17 protein-coding genes and 1 pseudogene are annotated in these 23115 nt (G+C 70.7%); 9 read left to right on the top strand and 9 right to left on the bottom strand.

Annotated elements, in window-relative coordinates:
- Window positions 1–42: 42 nt before the first annotated feature.
- Together ACWD1U_RS07635 and ACWD1U_RS07630 are read left to right on the top strand one after the other, a co-directional pair.
- A complete protein-coding gene (locus ACWD1U_RS07635; protein ID WP_451105339.1) occupies window positions 43–891 on the top strand; it encodes an IclR family transcriptional regulator in 849 nt (282 codons plus the stop codon).
- A 99-nt stretch (window positions 892–990) separates the two neighbouring features.
- Window positions 991–1425: an SsgA family sporulation/cell division regulator gene (locus ACWD1U_RS07630; protein WP_451105337.1), complete on the top strand. Its 435-nt coding sequence runs from the start codon at window positions 991–993 to the stop codon at window positions 1423–1425.
- Between the two features lie 133 nt (window positions 1426–1558).
- Here ACWD1U_RS07630 and ACWD1U_RS07625 read toward each other — a convergent pair whose 3' ends face one another.
- On the bottom strand, window positions 1559–2758 hold the full coding sequence (locus tag ACWD1U_RS07625; RefSeq protein WP_451105335.1) for a YibE/F family protein: 1200 nt from the start codon (window positions 2756–2758) through the stop codon (window positions 1559–1561).
- A 120-nt stretch (window positions 2759–2878) separates the two neighbouring features.
- Between ACWD1U_RS07625 and ACWD1U_RS07620 the strand changes: the two genes are divergently transcribed.
- Window positions 2879–3013 carry a hypothetical protein gene (locus tag ACWD1U_RS07620; RefSeq protein ID WP_451105333.1) on the top strand — a complete coding sequence of 45 codons (135 nt, stop codon included), beginning with the start codon at window positions 2879–2881 and terminating at the stop codon, window positions 3011–3013.
- Window positions 3014–3667: 654 nt separating this feature from the next.
- Window positions 3668–5452 (top strand): phosphomethylpyrimidine synthase ThiC, encoded by a 1785-nt coding sequence (gene thiC / locus ACWD1U_RS07615; protein ID WP_451105331.1) that lies wholly within the window; start codon window positions 3668–3670, stop codon window positions 5450–5452.
- A gap of 128 nt (window positions 5453–5580) precedes the next feature.
- On the opposite strand, the gene ACWD1U_RS07610 is transcribed toward thiC, so the two are convergent.
- The 3 genes from ACWD1U_RS07610 to ACWD1U_RS07600 all read right to left on the bottom strand — a co-directional run bounded on the left by ACWD1U_RS07610 (window position 5581) and on the right by ACWD1U_RS07600 (window position 9113).
- A complete protein-coding gene (locus ACWD1U_RS07610; protein WP_451105329.1) occupies window positions 5581–6450 on the bottom strand; it encodes a hypothetical protein in 870 nt (289 codons plus the stop codon).
- 183 nt (window positions 6451–6633) lie between these two features.
- Window positions 6634–7722: a metallophosphoesterase family protein gene (locus ACWD1U_RS07605; RefSeq protein WP_451105327.1), complete on the bottom strand. Its 1089-nt coding sequence runs from the start codon at window positions 7720–7722 to the stop codon at window positions 6634–6636.
- Window positions 7723–8000: 278 nt separating this feature from the next.
- Window positions 8001–9113, bottom strand: a complete 1113-nt coding sequence (locus ACWD1U_RS07600; protein ID WP_451105325.1) for a LacI family DNA-binding transcriptional regulator — start codon at window positions 9111–9113, stop codon at window positions 8001–8003.
- Window positions 9114–9545: 432 nt separating this feature from the next.
- Here ACWD1U_RS07600 and hisC point away from each other — a divergent pair, with 432 nt between their 5' ends.
- Window positions 9546–10631 (top strand): histidinol-phosphate transaminase, encoded by a 1086-nt coding sequence (gene hisC / locus ACWD1U_RS07595; RefSeq protein ID WP_451105323.1) that lies wholly within the window; start codon window positions 9546–9548, stop codon window positions 10629–10631.
- Window positions 10632–10665: 34 nt separating this feature from the next.
- Here the strand turns inward: hisC and ACWD1U_RS07590 are convergent.
- Window positions 10666–11061, bottom strand: a pseudogene (locus tag ACWD1U_RS07590) (cyclophilin-like family protein); the annotation flags it as partial.
- A 151-nt stretch (window positions 11062–11212) separates the two neighbouring features.
- On the opposite strand from ACWD1U_RS07590, the gene ACWD1U_RS07585 reads away from it, so the two are divergent.
- The 4 genes from ACWD1U_RS07585 (at window position 11213) to ACWD1U_RS07570 (ending at window position 18555) form a co-directional block, all read left to right on the top strand.
- Window positions 11213–12721: a cytochrome ubiquinol oxidase subunit I gene (locus ACWD1U_RS07585; protein WP_451105321.1), complete on the top strand. Its 1509-nt coding sequence runs from the start codon at window positions 11213–11215 to the stop codon at window positions 12719–12721.
- A 20-nt stretch (window positions 12722–12741) separates the two neighbouring features.
- Window positions 12742–13746 carry a cytochrome d ubiquinol oxidase subunit II gene (gene cydB / locus ACWD1U_RS07580; protein WP_451105320.1) on the top strand — a complete coding sequence of 335 codons (1005 nt, stop codon included), beginning with the start codon at window positions 12742–12744 and terminating at the stop codon, window positions 13744–13746.
- Window positions 13747–13758: 12 nt separating this feature from the next.
- The gene (gene cydD / locus ACWD1U_RS07575; RefSeq protein ID WP_451105319.1) at window positions 13759–17244 is read left to right on the top strand and encodes a thiol reductant ABC exporter subunit CydD; all 3486 of its coding nucleotides are present in this window, start codon (window positions 13759–13761) and stop codon (window positions 17242–17244) included.
- 246 nt (window positions 17245–17490) lie between these two features.
- Window positions 17491–18555, top strand: coding sequence for a peptidoglycan DD-metalloendopeptidase family protein (locus ACWD1U_RS07570; protein WP_451105317.1), 1065 nt, complete (start codon window positions 17491–17493; stop codon window positions 18553–18555).
- A 16-nt stretch (window positions 18556–18571) separates the two neighbouring features.
- Here the strand turns inward: ACWD1U_RS07570 and ACWD1U_RS07565 are convergent, their stop codons facing one another.
- The 4 genes from ACWD1U_RS07565 to ACWD1U_RS07550 form a co-directional block, all read right to left on the bottom strand.
- Window positions 18572–19459: a Cof-type HAD-IIB family hydrolase gene (locus tag ACWD1U_RS07565; protein WP_451105315.1), complete on the bottom strand. Its 888-nt coding sequence runs from the start codon at window positions 19457–19459 to the stop codon at window positions 18572–18574.
- Between the two features lie 113 nt (window positions 19460–19572).
- Window positions 19573–20475, bottom strand: a complete 903-nt coding sequence (locus ACWD1U_RS07560) for an LLM class flavin-dependent oxidoreductase (protein WP_451105313.1) — start codon at window positions 20473–20475, stop codon at window positions 19573–19575.
- A 111-nt stretch (window positions 20476–20586) separates the two neighbouring features.
- A complete protein-coding gene (locus ACWD1U_RS07555; protein ID WP_451105311.1) occupies window positions 20587–21135 on the bottom strand; it encodes an RNA 2'-phosphotransferase in 549 nt (182 codons plus the stop codon).
- 156 nt (window positions 21136–21291) lie between these two features.
- On the bottom strand, window positions 21292–23049 hold the full coding sequence (locus ACWD1U_RS07550) for an SDR family oxidoreductase (RefSeq protein ID WP_451105309.1): 1758 nt from the start codon (window positions 23047–23049) through the stop codon (window positions 21292–21294).
- Window positions 23050–23115: the final 66 nt, after the last annotated feature.

Below are 23115 nucleotides of genomic sequence, written 5' to 3'. Positions count from 1 at the left end.
TGTCCCCCGCACGGTCTCCCCCTCGCGCTCCGGGAGTGACCCTTGGTCCCCGCTGACACCGCCCCTGTCCACCTGCACACGGTCCCCGCGCAACCCCGCTCGGCGGCACCCACTCCGCCACTGCCGCCCGCCGGACCACCGCCTCCGGCGACCCTCATCGGGTCCGTACAGCGCGCCATGCGCCTGCTGGAGACCGTCGCCGGGCACGAGTACGGCGCCCCGGCCAAGCAACTGGCCCGCGAGACGGGGCTGGCGCTGCCCACGACGTATCACCTGCTGCGCACCCTCGTGCACGAGGGCTATCTGCGCCGCGACAAGGGCCTGTTCTTTCTCGGCGAGGCGGCCGAGCGGCTGAGCAGCAGCGGAGCGCGGCAGAAACGTCGCAGCAAGGTCGTTGACGCGCTCGCGCACTGGCGGGACGTGCTCGGCGTACCGGTGTACTACGCGGTGTACCGCGAGGGCGAGATCGAGGTCATGTGCGTCTCCGACACCCCCGGCAACCCGGCGGTCGAGGAGTGGGCCGACTTCCGCGAGACGGGGCACGCGCACGCCGTCGGGCAGTGCCTGCTGTCCCAGCTCGACGAGGAGGCCCGGCGCGACCACCTCGCCCGCTACCCGGTGCAGCCCCTCACGCCGTACACCGTCCGGGACAACCACAGCCTGCTGAGGCGGCTGGAGCGGATCCGGCGGATGGAGCCGGTGACCGAAGGTCAGGAGTACGCGCTCGGCGCGGTCTGCGCGGCGATTCCGCTCACGCTCGGCACGACGGCCGCGACAATGGCCATCTCCCTGCCCGCCCACCAGGAGGACCGGTTGCTGCCGGCGGCCCGGCAGTTGCAGGCCGAGATCGGGCGAATGCTCGGCTCGCTGGCGCTCTCTATCAGTATGTGAAAACTCACTCCTTGTGATCTGCTGTGTACGTTCAGCAAGATTCCTCCCAGTGTCAGAGGTTCATACCCGGCCAGTCGACGGCGAATGACGGGGTTAGCGATGCGCGAGTCCGTACAGGCAGAGGTCATGATGAGCTTTCTCGTGTCCGAGGAGCTCTCGTTCCGCATTCCGGTGGAGCTGCGCTATGAGACCAGTGATCCCTATGCCGTTCGGCTGACGTTCCACTTGCCGGGTGATGCCCCGGTGACGTGGGCTTTCGGGCGGGAATTGCTGATCGACGGGGTCGGCCGGCCGTGCGGGGAGGGCGACGTGCGGGTCACGCCCGTCGAACCGGACGCGCTGGGCGAGGTGCTGATCCGGCTTCAGGTGGGCAACGACCAGGCGTTGTTCCGGTCCTCGACGGCACCGCTCGTGGCCTTCCTCGACCGGACCGACAAGCTGGTTCCGCTGGGGCAGGAGGGCTCGCTCGCCGACTTCGACGCCCACCTCGACGAGGCCCTGGACCGCATCCTCGCGGAACAGGGCGCCGGCTGAGACACCGGCCGGGCGGCACGGTGGAGTAACGCTTCACCGGCGGTCCCCGGGCGGTGCAGGAACGCTTCTTCCTCGGAGGGGCTCTCGTGCGGAAGGGCGTGCCGAAGGGGCAGACGTGTTCGGCCGGGACGCGTCAGCGCTTGCGGCGCCGACCCCTTCCCCCACGCGCCGGGGCCGCGGAAGCCTCCGCGGCGGGCTCCGTTCCCGGGCGGTCGGCCGAGACCACCAGCGCCGCCAGGGCGGTGGTGACCGGCACCGAGGCGACCAGGCCGATCGAACCGACCAGCGTGCGCACGATCTCCTCGGCGACCAGCTCGCTGTTGGCGACCGTCCCCACACTGCTCTGGGCGATGGAGAACAGCAGCAGCAGCGGCAGCGCGGCACCCGCGTAGGCGAGGACGAGGGTGTTGACGACCGATGCGATGTGGTCGCGGCCGATACGGATGCCCGCGCGGTAGAGGCCCCGCCAGCCCATCGACGGGTTGGCCTCGTGCAGCTCCCAGACCGCCGAGGTCTGCGTGACCGTCACGTCGTCGAGCACGCCGAGCGAGCCGATGATGACGCCGGCGAGCAGCAGACCGCTCATGTCGATCGTCGGGTAGAGGCCGTGGATCAGGCCGGTGTTGTCGTCGGTGTTGCCGGTGAGCGCGGCCCAGCCGATGAACTGCGAGCCGAGAACGCCGATCAGCAGCAGCGAGATCAGGGTGCCCAGCACGGCCACGGATGTCCGGGCGGACAGTCCGTGACACAGGTACAGGGCGATGAGCATGATGGCGCTCGAGCCGACCACCGCCACCAGCAGCGGGTTCGAGCCCTGCAGGATCGCGGGCAGGACGAAGAAGTTCAGCACCAGGAAGCTGATGGCCAGCGCGACGAGGGCCATGACACCTCGCAGCCGCCCGACGACCACGACGGCGAGCGCGAAGATGCCGGCGAGCAGTCCCATGGGCAGGCGGCGGTTGATGTCGGTGACCGAGTACTGCAGGTCCCTGGGCGCGGAGGGCTCGTAGGCGACCACGACCTCCTGGCCCTCGTGCAGCTGGCGGGACTGGTCGGGCTGGACGATCTCGGTGAAGGTGCGGCCCTTGTCGTCGCCGCTGTCCACCCGGATGGTCGCCCGCTTGCAGGTGCCCTTCTCCTGCTGCACCGCGGAGGACCCCTCGGCGGTGGAGGTGTCGCCCGTCGGCGGAACCCCCTGGGCACCGGCCTCCTCGCAGCTCACCTCCACGACCTTGGTGACCGTCGCCTGCTGGGTCTGCCGGTCGAAGCCGACGCCGGTGCGCTCGTGCGGCGGGGCGCCGCCCGGCCACAGGACGGCGAGACCGACCAGCACGGCAGCGGCGAACGGGATCAGGATCGCCGCGATGACCTTGCGGAGATGGAGGGAAACGGGTGCGGCCGGACCGTGGTTGTGCGAGTGGCCGTGCCCGCCACCCGGTGCCGAGCCGGAGCCGTGTCCGTCTCCGTGCCCGTCACCTCCGCCGGGACCGGAACCGTGGCCGCCGCCGGGACCGGCACCGTGGCCGTCCCCTGGGCCAGGGCCCTCGCCGCCCCCTGGGCGCGGGCCCTGGCCGCCAGTGGGGCCTGAGCCGTGTCCACCGCCAAACCCGGCACCCTGGCCGCGGCCGGGTCCGTACCCACCCGGGGGGCCGGAACCGTACCCACGGTCGGAGTCGGACCCGCGCTCGCCACCGGATCCGGGCCCGGACCCGAAAGCCGCAACCGACTCGTACCCGGGCCCTTGACCCCGGGCAGGCCCCCGGCCCTGCTCTTGGGCAGGCCCCTGCCCGTAGCCGTGCCTCTGACCCCGAGCCGGTCTGTACCCCTGCTCTTGGGCAGGCCCCTGCTCCGGCCCCCGGGGAGGCTCCTGCCCGGCCCCGGCGGCGAAGTCATGGTCGTCTCCCCGACCGTTGCCGTTGCCGTTTCCGGCGCCGGAACCGCGGGGCGGCTCGGACGGTGGGTAAGGGGGGCGTTGCGTCGTGGTCACCGACCGATCATCGCAAGAACGAGGGGGGCCCTCTGTTCACCGCGCCAGAATTGCCGCTAGCGTGGGGGCACCTTTTTGTACACGCGGGAGCTCGGAGCACCGGGCTGAGAGGGCGCTGACCTCCGTCCCAGCGATGTTTCACATGAAACATCACCGAAGTCGAGTGATGTTTCACACGGAACGTCGGAGGACGGAAGCCGCTGCGTCGACCGCCGAACCTGTTACCGGGTAATGCCGGCGTAGGGAGTAGGTCTCATGACCAACAAGGACGCACGCACGCCTGCCTCCGTTCGGGACGCTCAGTCCGAGGAGGCCGGGAAGTCCATCGGCTGGCACAAGGCGTATGTCGAGGGCACCCGTCCCGACCTGCGCGTGCCTGTCCGTCAGGTGCACCTCACCAACGGGCAGTCGGTCACGCTGTACGACACGTCGGGCCCGTACACCGATCCACTCGTGGAGACCGACGTCCGCAGGGGCTTGTCGCCGCTGCGGGAGAACTGGATCACCGCCCGCGGCGACACCGAGGAGTACGCGGGCCGCCCTGTCCGTCCCGAGGACGACGGCATCAAGCACACCTCGCCCCGCGGCGGCCTCCGTAACCTCGACGCCGTCTTCCCCGGCCGGCCGCGCCAGCCGCGCCGCAGCAGGGACGGCAAGGCGGTCACACAGCTCGCCTACGCCCGCCGAGGGGAGATCACGCCCGAGATGGAGTACGTGGCCATCCGGGAGAACGTCTCGCCCGAGGTCGTCCGCGACGAGATCGCGGCGGGCCGGGCGGTGCTGCCGGCCAACGTCAACCACCCGGAGATCGAGCCGATGATCATCGGCAAGCGGTTCCTGGTGAAGGTCAACGCCAACATCGGCAACTCGGCCGTGACGTCCTCCATCGAGGAGGAGGTCGAGAAGATGACCTGGGCGACCCGCTGGGGCGCCGACACGGTCATGGACCTGTCCACCGGCCGCAACATCCACACCACGCGTGAGTGGGTGCTGCGCAACTCCCCCGTGCCCATCGGCACCGTGCCGCTCTACCAGGCCCTGGAGAAGGTCGACGGCCGGGCCGAGGAGCTGACCTGGGAGATCTACAAGGACACGGTCATCGAACAGGCCGAGCAGGGCGTGGACTACATGACGGTCCACGCGGGCGTGCGCCTGGCATACGTGCCGCTCACGGCCAACCGCAAGACCGGCATCGTCTCCCGCGGCGGCTCGATCATGGCCGCCTGGTGCCTGGCGCACCACAAGGAGTCGTTCCTGTACGAGAACTTCGAGGAGCTCTGCGAGATCCTCGCCGCGTACGACGTCACGTACTCGCTCGGCGACGGCCTGCGTCCCGGCTCGATCGCGGACGCCAACGACGAGGCGCAGTTCGCGGAGTTGAGGACGCTCGGGGAACTCAACCGGATCGCGAAGCGTTTCCACGTTCAGACCATGATCGAGGGCCCGGGCCATGTCCCGATGCACAAGATCAAGGAGAACATCGACCTTCAGCAGGAGATCTGCGATGAGGCTCCGTTCTATACGCTCGGCCCGCTGACCACGGACGTCGCGCCGGCGTACGACCACATCACCTCCGGCATCGGCGCCGCGATGATCGCTTGGTGGGGCACGGCGATGCTGTGTTACGTCACCCCCAAGGAGCATCTGGGCCTGCCCAACCGTGACGACGTCAAGACCGGCGTCATCACGTACAAGATCGCCGCCCACGCGGCCGACCTCGCCAAGGGGCACCCGGGTGCCCAGGAGTGGGACGACGCCCTGTCCGACGCCCGTTTCGAGTTCCGGTGGGAGGACCAGTTCAACCTGGCTCTCGACCCCGACACGGCACGGGACTTCCACGACGAGACCCTGCCCGCCGAGCCGGCCAAGACGGCTCACTTCTGCTCGATGTGCGGTCCCAAGTTCTGCAGCATGAAGATCTCGCAGGACATCCGCCGTGAACACGGCGGCACCCGGACCGAGATCGAGGAGGGCATGGCCCAGAAGTCGAAGGAGTTCGCGGCCAGCGGCAACCGCGTGTACCTGCCGATCGCGGACTGATCCGGGCGACACGACAGGCGCCCGGACGGAGGCAACCGCCGGGCCGGATGCTCGGCTTGCGCTCCCCGAAGTGTCTTCACACGGGGGAGCGCAAGCCGGCGGGCGCTCGCAAGGGCGGGCACCGACGGCTACTCCGGCTGGTGTTCCGGGCCTCCGAAGTCCGGGCTGGTGTAGTCCGGGCTGCTGAAGCTCGGCCGTGAGCCGCGGCTGCCGTCGTCCGGGCTGGTGAAACCCGGGCGGTCGTAGCCGAGATGCGGCATGCGGCTGACCGGCGCGGAGGGGGAGGTGTGGTGCAGCGCGGCGGCTGCGTCCGGGGCGGCGAGTGCTTCCCGCAGGAAGGGCAGGATGCCGCGCTCCACCAGTGCCTTGCGCCAGTCCTCCCTGGCCTGGTCCACCTCCCTCTGCAGCTCGCCGTACGGACCGCCTTCGGCCGTCGGCTTGTTGCGCAGGGCGGTCAGCAGCAGTCCCACCGCCGCGACGAGGATCGCGACCGCGGTCACGGCACCGAACACCCACCCCGTGGTGAGCATGGTCCGGGCGAACCCCTGCTCGGGGTCGAGCATCTGCAGGATGTAGCCGACGAGCAGGAAGATCGCCGCTGCGGTTCCCGCCAGGACGGGCGCGAGAACGGCGACGACGGCGACGGCGCCCGCGCCGGCGGTCTCGGCGGCGACCTCCCCCATTGCGGCGGCGAGTCCCGCCGCGCCCGTGCCCGGCTCGGAGGAACCGGACGCGCGCACGGACGACGAGGCGGGCGACGCCGGCTGGCGGAGTTCGTCGCGGACCTTGACGTAGTGCTGGTACTCGGCCGACGCGGCCACCGTGATGAGCGCGGTGGCGTTCAGCGCCATGGTGCGCAGTTGTTCGGGGTTGAGCCGCTGTTCGACAGCGGCGAGTTCCGGACGGTGTGGTGCGGAGCGCAGCGCCTCATCGAGGATCCGCTCGTATTCCTGGCGGTCCTCGCTCAGCAGGTGCTGCGGAACGCTGTTCATGTGCATCCCCCGATGCTCCGTAGGGCTTGGGGCTCGGCATGCTGACGAGCCGTCGGGCAGAAACGGAGGGGAGCCTGCTACGGATAAGCCGATGGTAGAGCGGTGACGGTATGCGGTGACAGGGGGTTTACCGAAATTGGGCCCTCACCGGCCCGGTCCCACGACGGGGGACTCCTGACCGGTGAACGTTCACGTAGCCAGCGGCAGTTGCTGGACCAGCAGCTTTCCGGCCATCGTCACGCCGCCGTCCATCGCGATGGCGAGTCCGTCGGCGTAGACGTGCGGCCCCTCGACGACGGGGTCGCTGGTCTCCTCGTCCTCCTCGGCGCCGGCCTCGCCCAGCAGATACGGAATCGGGCTGTGGCCGTGAACGATGCGGGTACCGCCGTACGTATCGAGCAGGGAGCGCACGGCGTCCGCGCCGCCCTCGTCGCGGAAGGAGAACCGCTTGGTGAACTTGCGGAACAGGTCCCAGACCTCGTCCGCGTCGTTGCGCGTGAGCGTCTCGCGGACGGTGTCGTTCACCTCTTCGATGGACCGGCCGTAGTCGAGGTAGGCGGTGGTGTCGGAGTGCACGAGCAGGTGGCCGTCGACCTCCTCGACGGCGTCCAGTCGGGCCATCCATTGCAGGTGGTGGTCCTGGAGGCGGTCCATGTCGGTCTTCTGGCCGCCGTTGAGCAGCCAGGCCGCCTGGAAGGTGGCGGTGCCCGCGCCGGAGTTGACGGGGGTGTCGCCGAACCGCTTGGCGCCGAGCAGCAGCAGCTCGTGGTTGCCCATGAGCGCCTTGCAGTAACCGCCGGCCGCGGCGGCCTCGGCGGACAGCCGCATCACCAGGTCGATGACGCCGATACCGTCCGGGCCGCGATCGGTGAAGTCGCCGAGGAACCACAGTCGGGCCGTGCCCGCGCACCAGTTGCCGGCGGCGTCGAGCAGGCCCTTCTCCTGGAGGGCGGCCACGAGCTGGTCGAGGTAGCCGTGCACGTCGCCCACGACGTACAGCGGGCCCTGCCCGGTGGTGGCCTGCGGGGCGGCGGTCTCCGGTTCGACGGTCACCTGGACAGTGTCGCCCCGGTTGACGACAGGAAGGTCGCGCTGGGTCGGCGTGTAGCCCTCGGGGTAGGTCTCCGCGGGCGGCGGGGCGACCTCGTCGGCGTGGACGCTGTGGACGTACGGACCGGTCTCGTGGACGTACGCGGGCACTCGGAAGTCGCGCAACGTCGCCGTCCGCTCCACCTCGGGTCCCTGACCGGCCCCCTGAGTCATCGACCCCTCCACCATCGCGCCGCATCTGCACCGCATCGGACTGCCTGGTCGTAGCGGCCCGCCGGTGTCGTGGGCCCATCATAGGAATGCGGATCGCGCCATGTGATGACCCAGGGGTGGTGAATCAGAGCAAGACTCCAGTTCACCGTGGCTTTCGCCCCGATTGGGCCCGGCTTCGACCACCGTGTGACCGTCCTCGCTCTTCTTCTCTTTGCGAGAACGATCCCTTCTCTCCGGGAGACCGGCCCTGTTTCTCCCCAGAGTGCGACCTTCCCCTCACCCGGGAGCGGGACCTACGTCTCCTCGGGTGACCGCGGGGCGCTGACCGTCGTTCGCGGCGGTCGTCGCTGGGACGACGTGCGCACGATCAGCTCCGTCGGTATCACCTGCTCCACCGGGTGGTCCGATTCGACTCCCTCGATGGCGTCGATGAGGAGTTGCACCACCGCCGTGCCGATGCGCCGCGGCTTCAGGGAGAGCGTGGTGACCGGCGGCTCGGTGTTGGCGTACACCGTGGACTCGCTGCAGCAGACGAGCAGCAGGTCGTCCGGGACGCGCAGACCGTAGCGGCGGGCGGCGGCGAGCAGGTCGGTGCCGTTGGGGTCGAACAGTCCGTAGACCGCGTCGGGCCGGTCGGGCCGGGCGAGCAGCCGGTCGGCGGCGACGGCGCCCGCGCACGGATCGTGCGCCGGGTAGGCCTCGTACACCGGATCCTGGCCGACGCGCTCGCACCAGCGCAGGTACGCGGTGGTCGACAGGTGGGTGTAGGTGTCCGTCGTCGTGCCGGTCAGCAGGCCGATACGGCGGGCGCCGGCGTCGGCCAGGTGGTCGAGGATGCCGAGCACGGCGGCCTCGTGGTCGTTGTCGACCCAGGCCGTGACCGGCAGCGCGCCGGCCGGGCGCCCGTCGGAGACGACCGGAAGCCCCTGCCGGACGAGCTCGCTGACCACCGGGTCCTGGTCGGAGGGGTCGATGACGACCGTGCCGTCCAGGGCGACGTTCGACCACACGTCGTGACGGGAGGTGGCGGGCAGGATGACGAGGGCGTAGCCGCGGGCGAGCGCGGCGGAGGTGGCGGCCCGCGCCATCTCGGCGAAGTACGCGAACTCGGTGAAGGTGAAAGGTTCATCCCCGTACGTGGTCACGGTCAGGCCGATGAGTCCCGACTTGCCGGTGCGGAGGGTCCGGGCGGCGGCCGAGGGGCGGTAGCCCAGCCGGTCGGCGACCTCGCGGACATGGCGCCGGGTGGCGTCCGGGAGCCTGCCCTTGCCGTTGAGGGCGTCGGAGACGGTCGTGATGGAGACTCCGGCGGCGGCGGCCACGTCTCTGATGCCCGCCCGACCTGGCCGACTGCCTCGCCGTGAGGTTTCCGCGCGGCTCACCTGGTGCTTCCCTGCTGCTGTCATGGCGAGCCGATAGTAGGGCTCATGCGGTGGGGTAGTGCGGACGCATATGCACGCGTTGACAGGCACGTTTCTGCATGATCAGAAAGGTCCAAGTGCTTTGGAAAACAAGGGCGTTGAATGCTCCCATGCCAGTACGTGACGTGTCGGCGCGTGCGGGCCTGCCAAGTGGCCGAGGTTGCGAAGAGGTCTCAACTCACCTGCACGGGGGATGCGCGCCAGGGCGTGCACTACCGGCGCATAGATATATGTACGGCGCGCCCCCTGATTCGTACGCCTTGGGACGCCGATGCCCTTGATGCCGGTCGGGACGGGGGCGGCCGACACCGGTCGCTCCGTCGCGGCTGTACGCAGGGGTGCCGAATCCTCATAAGGTGAGGAGTATTGGATGTCGGCGGCGGTCATGGGCCGCCGGTCTTCACAAGGAGGACTGCGGTGAGCGAGACGAGCCCCAAGCTGCGCGCCGAGCTGGAGGGGATCCCCACCTACAAGCCGGGCAAGCCCGCCGCGACAGGCGGGCCGGTGGCCTACAAGCTGTCCTCCAACGAGAACCCCTACCCGCCGCTGCCGGGCGTGCTGGAGACGGTGACGGCGGCGGCCCGTACCTTCAACCGCTACCCGGACATGGCCTGTACGGCGCTGATGAACGAGCTGTCCGAGCGGTTCGGGGTGCCTCTGTCCCACCTGTCCACCGGTACCGGGTCGGTCGGGGTCGCCCAGCAGTTGATCCAAGCCACCTCCGGCCCCGGTGACGAGGTCATCTACGCCTGGCGGTCCTTCGAGGCGTACCCGATCATCACGCAGATCAGCGGCGCGACGTCGGTGCAGGTGCCGCTGACGTCCGGTGATGTGCACGACCTCGACGCGATGGCGGACGCGATCACCGACCGGACTCGGCTGATCTTCGTCTGCAACCCCAACAACCCGACCGGCACGGTCGTGCGGAGGCCGGAGCTGGAGCGCTTCCTCGACCGGGTCCCCGGTGATGTGCTGGTGGTGCTCGACGAGGCCTACCGCGAGTTCATACGCGACTCCGAGGTGCCGGACGGCATCGAGCTCTACCGAGACCGGCCCAACGTCTGCGTCCTGCGGACCTTCTCCAAGGCGTACGGCCTCGCCGGCCTGCGGGTCGGGTTCGCCGTCGCCCACGAGCCGGTGGCGGCGGCGCTGCGCAAGACGGCGGTGCCGTTCGGCGTGAGCCAACTCGCGCAGGAGGCGGCGATCGCCTCGCTGCGGGCCGAGGACGAACTACTCGGCCGGGTCGGCTCGCTGGTGTGTGAGCGCACGCGGGTGGTCGACGGGCTGCGCGCCCAGGGGTGGACGGTGCCGGAGACCCAGGCCAACTTCGTGTGGCTGCGGCTGGGGGAGCGCACGGTCGCGTTCGCGGAGGCGTGTGAGCAGGCGGGCGTGGTGATCCGGCCGTTCCCGGGTGAGGGTGTGCGCGTGACGGTCGGGGAGACCGAGGCGAACGACATCTTCCTGAAGGTGGCGGAAGGGTTCGCAAGGACCTCTGAGGGCTGAGAAGGGCCGTGAGGTGCGCCGGTCGGCGCTGGTCGTCGACCGGCTCCACGCGTATGGGGTCGCCGTCCCGCACAGTCGTGAGCAGGCGGGGGCCGCCGTCGACGCGGCCCAGAATGGTGCACGGGCTCGCGAGGCGGCACTCGCCGCTTGTGGGATGGGCGTCGGTCCGTAGGGGAGAGCGAGGCACCGCCGTCCATCCGGACGGCGACCGTGCCCGGCTCGGCGACCTGCCGAGCGCCGGTTTCACGTGAAACCGACACCCCTGTGTCGAAGAACACCCCTGTGTCGAAGAACACCTCTCCGTAGGTCCTGGCGGTGGAGGCAAGGGGCAGCGCCTTGGCGAGCGCCTGCGTGGTCAGGTGCCGTCGGGGCACGGTAGGTGACCTGCCGGCCAGGGGATTCGTATCTGGACAGGTGCTGGCGTCTGCATGCCGCTGACGCATGCCGTTGGTTCAACAAACGTTGGAGTCCGCGCCGAGGGGTCTGCCGTCTGAGGGGCCCCCTCCATGGCTCGAAAGTGCGTGCTGCATAATGGCTTGTGAATGTGAACGCTTTCACAAGCGTATGTAAGGAGCGGCGACGTGGACCTGGCTTTGGCGCCGGAGACCCTGGCGCGATGGCAGTTCGGCATCACCACCGTCTACCACTTTCTGTTCGTCCCCCTGACGATCTCGCTGGCCGCCCTCACGGCCGGTCTGCAGACCGCCTGGGTGCGGACCGAGAAGGAGAAGTACCTCCGGGCGACCAAGTTCTGGGGCAAGCTCTTCCTGATCAACATCGCGATGGGGGTGGTCACCGGCATCGTGCAGGAGTTCCAGTTCGGCATGAACTGGTCCGACTACTCGCGCTTCGTCGGTGACGTCTTCGGCGCGCCGCTGGCCTTCGAGGCGCTGATCGCCTTCTTCTTCGAGTCGACCTTCATCGGTCTGTGGATCTTCGGCTGGGACAAGCTGCCGAAGAAGATCCACCTGGCCTGTATATGGATGGTCTCGATCGGCACGATTCTGTCGGCGTACTTCATCCTCGCGGCCAACTCCTGGATGCAGCACCCGGTCGGTTACCGGATCAACGGGGCCAAGGGGCGGGCCGAGCTCACCGACTTCTGGCTGGTGCTGACCCAGAACACCGCACTCGCCCAGGTCTTCCACACGCTCACCGCCGCGTTCCTGACCGGCGGCGCCTTCATGGTCGGTATCGCCGCCTTCCACCTGGTCCGCAAGAAGCACATCCCCGTCATGAAGACCTCGCTGCGGCTGGGCCTGGTCACCGTCGTCGTCGGCGGTCTGCTCACCGCGATCAGCGGCGACGTCCTCGGCAAGATCATGTTCCAGCAGCAGCCGATGAAGATGGCCGCGGCCGAGGCGCTGTGGGACGGCGAGAAGCCGGCGCCCTTCTCCGTCTTCGCCGTCGGCGATGTCGACAAGGGGCACAACAGGGTCGCCATCGAGATCCCGGGTCTGCTGTCCTTCCTCGCCAAGGACGACTTCTCCTCGTTCGTGCCGGGCATCAACGACGTCAACAAGGCCGAGCAGGCGAAGTACGGCCCCGGCGACTACCGGCCCAACATCCCCGTCGCCTACTGGGGCTTCCGGTGGATGATCGGCTTCGGCATGACGTCCTTCGCCATCGGTGCGGCCGGACTGTGGCTGACCCGCAAGAAGTTCCTGCTGCCACAGCATCTGCGGGTGGGCGACGACGAGGTCCCGCATCTCGTGCTGCTGCCGAAGAAGGCGCTCGGCCCGACGTTGACCAAGTGGTACTGGCGCATCGCGATCCTGACCCTGGGCTTCCCGCTGATCGCCAGCTCCTGGGGCTGGATCTTCACCGAGATGGGCCGCCAGCCGTGGGTCGTCTACGGTCTGTTCCAGACGCGCGACGCGGTCTCCCCCGGTGTCTCCCAGGGCGAGATCATCACCTCGATGATCGTCTTCACCACGCTGTACGCGATCCTCGCCGTGGTCGAGGTCAAGCTGCTGGTCAAGTACGTCAAGGCGGGCCCGCCCGAACTCACCGAGGCCGACCTCAACCCGCCCACGAAGATCGGCGGCGACTCCCGTGACGCCGACAAGCCGATGGCCTTCTCGTACTAGGCCGAGGGAGCTGCACAGTCATGGAACTGCACGACGTCTGGTTCGTTCTGATCGCCCTTCTCTGGACCGGCTACTTCTTCCTGGAGGGTTTCGACTTCGGAGTCGGAGTACTCACGAAGCTGCTCGCCCGCAACCGGCCCGAGAAGCGGGTGCTGATCAACACCATCGGACCCGTCTGGGACGGCAACGAGGTGTGGCTGCTCTCGGCGGCAGGTGCGACCTTCGCCGCCTTCCCCGAGTGGTACGCCACGCTCTTCTCCGGCTTCTACCTGCCGCTGCTGGCCATCCTGGTCTGCCTGATCGTCCGGGGTGTGGCCTTCGAGTACCGCGCCAAGCGGCCCGAGGACAACTGGCAGCGCAACTGGGAGACGGCGATCTTCTGGACCTCGCTCCTCCCCGCGTTCCTGTGGGGTGTGGCCTTCGGCAACATCGTGCGGGGCGTGAAGATCGACCAGGACCTCAACTACGCCGGCGGCGTCCTGGACCTGTTCAACCCGTACGCGTTGCTGGGTGGTCTGGTCACACTGGCGCTGTTCACCTTCCACGGGACGGTGTTCGTCGGGCTCAAGACCGTCGGGGAGATCCGGGAACGGGCTCGGAAGATGGCACTGCGCGTCGGGCTGGTGACCGCCTTGCTGGCGCTCGCCTTCCTGCTGTGGACGCAGGCCGACCGGGGTGACGGGACGTCGCTCGCCGCGGTGGTCGTCGCCGTCGCGGCGCTCGTCCTGGCGCTGGTCGCGGCAGGGGCGGGGCGTGAGGGCTGGGCGTTCGCCCTGTCGGGGCTCACCATCGTGGCCACCGTGGCGATGCTCTTCCTGACGTTGTTCCCGAACGTCATGCCGTCGACGCTGAACCCGGACTGGAGCCTGACGGTCACCAACGCCTCGTCCAGCCCGTACACGCTGAAGATCATGACGTGGTGCGCGGCGATCGCCGCTCCGGTCGTAATGCTCTACCAGGGCTGGACCTACTGGGTGTTCCGCAAGCGGATCGGCACGCAGCACATCGCCGACCCCGTGCACTGAGGTGTGTTTCACGTGAAACCAATCGATCCGCGTCTGCTCCGGTACGCCCGCGCCACCCGGGTCTTCCTGGTGGCGGTCGTTGCCCTGGGCGCTGTCGGGGCGGTGCTGGTCATCGTGCAGGCGATGCTCATCGCCGAAGTCGTGGTCGGCGCGTTCCAGCACCGCATGGCGGTGTCAGAACTGGCCACTCCCCTACTGCTGCTGGCCGTCGTCGCGGTCGGGCGGGCGCTGGTCGGCTGGCTCACCGAACTCGCCGCGCACCGGGCGAGCGCGGCGGTGAAGTCCGAGCTGCGCGGGCGGCTGCTGGAGCGCTCCGCTCAGCTGGGGCCGGGCTGGCTGAGCGGGCAGCGGACAGGGTCCCTGGTCGCCCTGGCCACCCGGGGTGTCGACGCCCTCGACGACTACTTCTCGCGGTATCTGCCGCAGCTGGGTCTCGCGGTGGTCGTGCCGGTGGCGGTGCTGGCGCGGATCGTCACCGAGGACTGGGTCTCCGCGGCAATCATCGTGGGCACCCTGCCGCTCATCCCGGTCTTCATGGTGCTGATCGGCTGGGCCACGCAGTCCCGGATGGACCGTCAGTGGCGGCTGCTGTCGCGACTGTCCGGGCATTTCCTGGACGTGGTCGCGGGACTGCCGACGCTGAAGGTGTTCGGGCGGGCCAAGGCACAGGCCGAGTCGATCCGGCGGATCACCGGCGAGTACCGGCTGGCGACCATGCGGACGCTGCGGATCGCCTTCATCTCCTCCTTCGCACTGGAGCTGCTCGCGACGATCTCGGTGGCACTGGTCGCCGTGACGATCGGCATGCGGCTCGTCCACGGCGAGATGGACCTCTACATCGGTCTCGTCATCCTGATCCTGGCGCCGGAGGCGTATCTGCCGTTGAGGCAGGTCGGGGCGCAGTACCACGCGGCGGCTGAGGGGCTCGCCGCGGCCGAGGAGATCTTCGAGGTCCTGGAGACGCCCGTTCCGGCGACCGGTTCCGGGGCCGTGCCGGAAGGGGCCCTGTCCTTCGAGGGCGTGACCGTCCGGTACCCGGGGCGGTCCGCGGACGCCGTCTCGGATGTGTCCTTCACCGTCGAGCCCGGGGAGACGGTCGCGCTGGTCGGACCGAGCGGTGCGGGCAAGTCGACGCTGCTCGGCGTCCTGCTCGGGTTCGTGCGGCCGACCGAGGGGCGTGTACGGGTCGGGGGAGCCGACCTCGCGGATGCCGACCTTGAGCAGTGGCGGTCCCGGATCGCGTGGGTGCCGCAACGGCCGCATCTGTACGCCGGGACGATCGCCGAGAACGTGCGGCTGGCGCGGCCGGACGCGGACGACGACGCCGTACGGCGGGCGCTCGGCGACGCCGGGGCGCTGGAGTTCGTGGACGCGCTGTCTGAGGGCATCGACACCGTGCTCGGCGAGGACGGGTCCGGGCTGTCCGCCGGTCAGCTGCAGCGGCTCGCACTGGCCCGGGCGTTCCTCGCGGACCGGCCCGTTCTGCTGCTCGACGAGCCGACGGCGGCGTTGGACGGGGCCACCGAGGCCGGCGTCGTGGCGGCGGTGCGGCGGCTGGCCGCCGGTCGGACGGTGCTGCTGGTGGTGCACCGGCCGGCGCTGCTGGGGGTGGCGGATCGGGTGGTGCGGCTGGGGGAGCCCGAGACCGCTGCCGTGGCCGCGGCGCACCCCGCCGGCCAGCGGTCCGGGACGCCTGCGGTCGTGGCCGAGCCACTCGCCTTGGCAGCCTCTCTCGAACAGCCCGCTTCCGGCGGTGTCCTCACACGGGTCCGTGCCATGTCCGGCCCCCGGCGCGGGCGGCTGGGACTCGCGCTGTTGCTCGGGAGTCTCGCGCTGGGGAGTGCCGTAGGGCTCATGGCCACCTCCGGGTGGCTCATCTCGCGGGCCTCGCAGCAGCCGCCCGTGCTGTATCTGATGATGGCCGTGACGGCGACGCGGGCCTTCGGCATCGGGCGGGCCGTGTTCCGGTACGCCGAGCGGCTGGTGTCACACGACGCCGTGCTGCGGATGCTGGCCGACACCAGGGTCGCGGTGTTCCGCAGGCTGGAGCGGCTGGCACCTGCCGGGCTGCGCCGGACCCGCCGGGGTGATCTGCTCTCCCGGTTGGTCGCTGATGTGGACGAGCTGCAGGACTACTGGCTGCGGTGGCTGCTGCCGGCCGGGGCGGCACTCGTCGTGTCGGCCGCGTCCGTCGGCTTCACGGCGTGGCTGCTGCCCGAGGCCGGGGCGGTGCTCGCGGCCGGGCTGCTCGCCGCGGGCGTGGGCGTGCCACTGGTCACCGGAGCCGTCGCCCGGCGGGCCGAGCACCGGCTTGCCCCCGCCCGCGGTGAGCTCGCCACACGGGTGACCGACCTGCTCACCGGCACCGCGGAGCTGACCGTCGCCGGCGCCCTGTCCGCGCGGACCGCCCAGACACGCGAAGCCGACGGGGCGCTCACCCGGATCGCCTCGCGCGCCGCCACCGCCACGGCACTCGGCGACGGGCTCACCGCGCTGATCTCCGGCTTGACCGTCACGGCCGCCGCCCTGGTCGGTGCGCAGGCGGTCGTCGGCGGGCGGCTGGACGGTGTGACCATGGCCGTCGTCGTCCTCACCCCGCTGGCCGCCTTCGAGGCCGTGCTCGTGCTACCGCTCGCGGTGCAGTACCGGCAGCGGGTCCGCCGCAGCGCCGAGCGGGTGTACGAGGTGCTGGACGCCCCGGAGCCCGTGCGCGAGCCGGAGCGGCCCCGGCAGGCGCCCGCCTCGCCGTTCCCGATAGTCGTCGGAGGGTTGACCGCCCGGCACGCCGGGCAGGACCGGGACGCGCTCGCCGGGCTCGACCTGACCCTCGAGGAGGGCCGCCGGATCGCCGTGGTCGGCCCCTCCGGCTCCGGCAAGACCACCCTGGCGCAGGTGCTGCTGCGGTTCCTCGACGCCCAGGCGGGCACCTACACGCTGGCCGGTGTGGACGCCTACGCGCTGCCCGGTGACGACGTGCGGAGGCTCGTCGGGCTGTGTGCGCAGGACGCGCACCTCTTCGACAGCTCGCTGCGCGAGAACCTGCTGCTCGCGAGGAAGGACGCCTCTGAGGACGACCTGCGCGCCGCGCTCGGCCGGGCCCGGCTGCTGGACTGGGCCGGCACTCTGCCCGACGGGCTCGACACCCTCGTCGGTGAACACGGGGCGCGGCTGTCCGGGGGCCAGCGGCAGCGACTGGCGCTGGCGCGGGCCCTGCTCGCCGACTTCCCCGTCCTGGTGCTCGACGAGCCCGCCGAGCACCTCGACCTGCCTACCGCCGACGGGCTCACCGCCGATCTGCTGGCCGCGACCGAGGGCCGTACGACGCTGCTCATCACGCACCGGCTGGCGGGCCTCGAGGCCGTGGACGAGGTGATCGTGCTGGACCAGGGACGTGTGGTGCAGCGCGGGCCGTACGCGGAGCTGGTCGTGCTGGAAGGGCCGTTGCGGGAGATGGCGGAACGGGAGGCGGCGTCGGAGTCGCTGGCGGAAGCGCGATAGCGGTTCGATCGGCACCGACCGAGTCGCCAGGGCATCCGGCCCGCTTGGCGCGCTCAGGGCGGCGGGGGCGTCCGGCCCGCGCGGCGTGCCGCGAGTCGTCGGGGGCATCCCACGCGCGCTCGGCGCTGCACCGAACCGTCGGGGGCACTGCTGTGCGAGGTGCACTGAGCCGTTAGGGGCAGTCGTTCCCCCGGGCGCATGACGTGAACAGGGCCGGGTCGGCAGGGCCGGGGGACGATCGCTGGCATGAGCTCATTTCGCCGCCATCGGCTGCTCGTTCCGGTTCTGCTGTGCGCACTGGCGGTCCTCGCGGCCCGGCCCACCGTGGCGGACAAGGCGCCCGGGAGCGGCATCACCGGGGGTGTGGACACGGGCCTCAGCGCCGAGGTGGCGCGGCTGTACGAGGAGGCCGCGGTGGCGACGCAGCAGTACGAGGCGGGGCGTGCGGAGGCCGAGGGGCAACGGGTGAGGGCGCGGGAGGCGGAGGAACGCCTGGACGCCCAGCGGAGGCACATCGCCGCGCTGCACGAGGACCTGGGCCGGATCGCCCGGGCCCAGTACCGCACCAGCGGGGGACTGCCGGTGGCCGCGCAGATGATCCTCGCCGACAGCCCCGACGACCTGATGCGAGGTCAGCGCGCCTTCTCCCAGGCGGACCTCGCCGTGAACAACGCCATCGCCAAGAACCGCCGCGCCGAGGCCCGGCTCGCGGCGGCCGAGGCCGAGGCCGCGGCTCAGTGGCAGGCGCTGGAGAAGCGGAACACCCAACTCGCCGCTCTGAAGGCGGACATCGAGCAGAAGCTGGAAACGGCCCGTTCGCAGCTCCAGGGGCAGGCGGACGCCGCGGTCGCCGCCGGGGCCTGCCGCGGGGCCGTCCGGCTCGACCAGCCGGAGGCGGGGTTCACCGGTGCCTGGGTCGCGCCCGTGGAGACGTACGAGCTGTCCGCGTCCTACGGCAGTGGCGGTGCGCGGTGGTCGAACCGGCATACCGGGCAGGACTTCGCGGTGCCGATCGGCACGCCCGTGCGGGCCGTGGGCGCGGGCCGGGTGGTGAAGGTGTCCTGCGGCGGCGCCTTCGGCATCGAGATCGTGCTCAGGCACGCGGGCGGTTACTACACGCAGTACGCGCATCTCGCGTCCGTCGCGGTCGACCAGGGAGAACACGTCGGTCCCGGCCAGTGGATCGGCCAGTCGGGCAGCACCGGCAACTCCACCGGACCGCACCTGCACTTCGAGACGCGGGTCACGCCGGAGATGGGCTCGGCGGTGAACCCGGTGTCGTGGCTGCAGGCGCGGGGGGTGTCGCTCTGACCGAGGGGACCGGCCGCTACTGCCGCTCGGCCAGCAGCCGCTCGATCACGACCGCCACACCGTCCTCGTTGTTCGCGACCGTCTGTCCCGAGGCCGCGGCGATCACGTCCGGGTGGGCGTTGCCCATCGCGTAGGACCGGCCGGCCCAGGTCAGCATCTCCACGTCGTTCGGCATGTCGCCGAAGGCGACGACCTCCTCGTGGGAGATACCGCGCTCGGCGCAGCACAGGGCGAGCGTGCTGGCTTTGGACACCTCCGGGCCGCTGATCTCGAGCAGGGCGCTGGGGCTGGAGCGGGTGACGTTGGCGCGTTCGCCGATGGCGAGCCGGGCCAGGGTCAGGAAGGCGTCGGGGTCGATCTCGGGGTGGTAGGCGAGGATCTTGAGCACCGGCTCGGCGGCGGCCCGGTGACTGGGGGACAGCAGCTCCTCGGCCGGGGCGAGACTGTCCGGAATCTCCATGTGCAGCTTGGGGTACGCCGGCTCCTGGTAGAAGCCGTACGTCTGCTCCACGGCGTACACCGTGCCCGGCGCCGCCTCGCGCAGCGACCGTACGGCGTCCAGGGCGTTCTCCCGCGCCAGCTCGCGCACCTTCACGAACCGGTGGGCGCCGGGACCGCCGTGCAGGTCGACCACGGCGGCGCCGTTGCCGCAGATCGCCAGGCCGTGGCCGTGCACATGCTGGCTGACGACGTCCATCCAGCGGGCCGGGCGGCCGGTGACGAAGAAGACCTCGATGCCTGCCTCCTCGGCGGCGGCCAGCGCGGCGACCGTACGCGGGGAGACCGACTTGTCGTCGCGCAGCAGGGTGCCGTCGAGGTCGGTGGCGATAAGCCGCGGCGGGACGGTCTCGGCCGCGGTCTCGGGCTGTCGGGTCGCTGAAGTCACCCGCCCATTGTTCCGCATATGCCTGCACGGACGTGCGAGACTCCGCACACGTGAGTGGGTACGGCCCCACCAGGAGTTCTCACCGGGAGCTGCTGCCAGAGGCTCCTCACCAGGGCCCCCCGCGAAGCCGCTCAGCGCAACTGCGCAGGCGCCTCCATCGCGATCTTCTCGAAGACCTTCTCCTCGGCCGCGAACTGCGACTCCGGGATCGGCCAGTGGATCACGAGCTCTGTGAAGCCGAGCTCCGCGTGCCGGCCGGCGAAGTCGACGAAGGCGGCCAGGGACTGCAACGGGCCGCTGCGGTCCGGGGTGAATCCGGTGAGCAGAACCCGGTCGAGGCCGGCCATGTCCCGGCCGACCTCGGCGCAGATGTCGGCCAGCTTCTCCGCCTGTCCGCGCAGGGCCTGAACCGACTGTTCAGGAGTGCCGTTCTCGAACAGCTTGGGGTCGCCGGTGGTCACCCACGCCTGTCCGTACCGGGCGGCGAGCCGCAGGCCGCGCGGCCCGGTCGCGGCCACCGCGAACGGCAGCCGGGGACGCTGCACACAGCCGGGGATGTTCCGCGCCTCGTGGGCCGAGTAGAAGTCGCCCTCGTACGACACCGCGTCCTCGCTGAGCAGCCGGTCGAGCAGCGGGACGAACTCGGCGAAGCGGTCCGCGCGCTCACGCGGGGTCCAGGGCTCCTGGCCGAGCGCGGTGGCGTCGAAGCCGGAGCCGCCCGCGCCGATGCCCAGCGTGACCCGCCCGCCGGAGATGTCGTCGAGGGAGATCAGTTCCTTGGCCAGGGTCACCGGATGCCGGAAGTTCGGCGAGGTCACCAGGGTGCCCAGCCGGATCCGTTCGGTGACGGCCGCCGCGGCGGTGAGGGTCGGCACGGCGCCGAACCACGGGCCGTCCCGGAAGGCGCGCCAGGACAGGTGGTCGTAGGTGTACGCGGTGTGGAAGCCGAGCTGCTCGGCACGCGTCCAGGCCGAACGCCCGCCTTCGTTCCAGCGGCGGTACGGAAGGATCACAGTGCTCAGTCGCAGACTCATGGCACCGAGCCTAAGGGGTTCTTGCACTCTGAGCGTCCGACCCGGGAGCCCTGCTGGCCACCGGTGTTTCACGTGAAACGGTCACGCGCGTCGCCTACCGTACGCGGCAGGTCAGTGAGGCCCGGGGACGCGCAGATACCGCGGTGGCACGGCCTCCGTCAGCCACACCCCGTTCTCGCTCACGTGGAAGACAAAGCCGTCGCGGTGCATGGCGCCGGCGTCCACGCCCAGCACGACCGGCCGGCCGCGGCGGGCCCCGACACGGGTCGCCGTCTCGCGGTCGGGTGAGAGATGCACGGCGTGCCGGTTCATCGGCCGGAGTCCCTCTGCCCGGATCGCGTCCAGGCTGTGGGCGATGGTGCCGTGGTAGAGGTGCGCGGGCGGGATCGCCGGCGGCAGCCCGAGGTCGACCTCGGCGCTGTGGCCCTGGCTGGCGCGGATGCGGGTGCCTTCGACGGCGAAGCGCCGCTTGTCGTTGGTGGCGACGACCTGGTCCAGTTCCTCGCGGGTGAACCGGAAACCGTGTGCGGCGGCCGCGGCGATCAGGGTGTCGATCTCCACCCAGCCGGCCTCGTCCAGGGTGAGCCCGACGCGTTCCGGCTCGTGGCGCAGGTGCTTCGAGAGGTACTTCGACACCTTCACGGTGCGTCTTTCGTCCATCCCCTCAGGGTGCGGGAGAGAGGTGAATCACGCGATCGAGTTTCATGCCCGAGGTTTGATCCACAGCCAAGTGATGTTATCCACAGGGAAATTGGCGATTCTGTGGACAACTGGCTCTCCCAGAAGGGATCTTGGGGAGCGCCACCCCCTGGGCGCTCACACCGGCGGCTTCACCCGCGCGATCCTCCGCAACAGCCCTGGCGCCCACCGCGACAGCACCCGCGCGCCCCGGGCCTCCGGCGTCACCGGGACCTCCGCCTCGTCACGCGCCACCGCCCGCAGGATCGCGCGGGCGACCTTCTCCGGCGGGTAGTCGCGCAGCCCGTACAGGCGGGCGGTGCGCTTCTGGAGCCGCCTCTCCTCCTGGGCATCGACCCCGGCGAAGTGCGCCGTGGACGTGATGGCGGTGTTGACGAAGCCGGGGCATACCGCCGTCACGCCGATCCCCAGCCCGGCGAGCTCCGCCCGCAGGCACTCGCTGAGCATCAGTACGGCCGCCTTGGAGGTGCTGTACGCGGGCAGCGCCCGGGAGGGCTGGTACGCCGCGGCCGACGCCACGTTGACGATGTGGCCGCCCTGCCCGCGCTCGGCCATCCGCCGGCCGAAGAGGCGGCAGCCGTGGATGACACCCCACAGGTTGACGTCGAGGACCTTCTTCCAGTCCTCCGGCGTGGTGTCGAAGAAGGAACCGGACAGGCCGATCCCGGCGTTGTTCACGAGGACGTCCACCACGCCGTACTCGGTGCCGACCTTCTCGGAGAGCTTCTCCATGGCCTGCTCGTCGGAGACGTCGACCGTCTCCGCCCAGGCCTTCGGAGCGCCGACCAGACGTGCGGACTCGGCCGTACGGACCGCCGCCTCCGCGTTCCGGTCGACGGCCACCACACGCGCACCCGCCTCGGCGAACGCGAGCGCCGTCGCCCTCCCGATACCGCTGCCCGCTCCGGTGACCAGCACGAGCTGCCCTGAGAACCGCTCGGCGTGCTCCCCGCCCGCCGCCGCCGGGGACCGCCCGGCCTCGACGGACGTCACGAACTCCTCGATCCACGAGGCGAGCTGATCCGGACGGGTACGCGGGATCCAGTGCCCCGCCCGGACGGTCCTGCGGGTCAGCTGCGGAACCCAGTGCTCCAGATCGTCGTGGAGCCGTTCCGAGAGGAACCGGTCCTCCAGGGGAATCACCACCTGCACGGGCACGTGGGCGTACGCGTCGGGGCGCGGCGCGCGCAGCCGCGGCCGGAGGTTGTCGCGGTACAGCCAGGCCCCGCGGGCCGCGTCCGAGGGCAGGGACGCGGTCGGGTAGTCGCCCCGGGGCACCTTCTCGACGCGCTCCAGGACCTGGGGCCAGCGCTTGCCGAGCGGGCCGCGCCAGGCCAGCTCGGGCAGCACGGGAGTGTGCAGCAGGTACACGTACCAGGACCTGGCGCCCTGCCCGAGGAGCTGGCCGACCCGGCGCGGGGTGGGCCGCTTCACGCGCTCGTTGATCCAGTGGCCGAAATGGTCCAGGGACGGCCCGGACAGCGAGGTGAAGGAGGCGACACGGCCCTCGGTGCGCTGGACCGTGGCGAACTCCCAGGCCTGCACCGAGCCCCAGTCGTGCCCGACCAGATGCACGGGCCGGCCCGGGCTCACCGCGTCCGCGACGGCCAGGAAGTCGTCCGTCAGCTTCTCCAGCGCGAACCCGCCCCGCAGCGGCCGCGGCGCCGTCGACCGGCCGTGGCCGCGGACGTCGTACGCCACCACGTGGAAGTGACCGGCGAGCCGCGCGGCGACATCGGACCACACCTCCTTGCTGTCGGGGTAGCCGTGTACCAGGACGACCGTGGGTTGTCCCGGCTCCCCCAGCTCGGCCACGCACAGCTCGACTCCGCCGGCCCGCACCCTGCGCTCCCGCGCGCCCGTGAGCAACGTCATCCGGCGAATCTGGCAGTTGTCAGAGAGCGCGTCAATAGGAGGCTCCCGGTCGTGGTAACTCTCAAG

The organism is Streptomyces sp. NPDC002788, assembly GCF_053592115.1.
The sequence above is the reverse complement of the archived record's forward strand: the minus strand, read 5'-3'. Positions and strand labels throughout refer to the sequence as shown.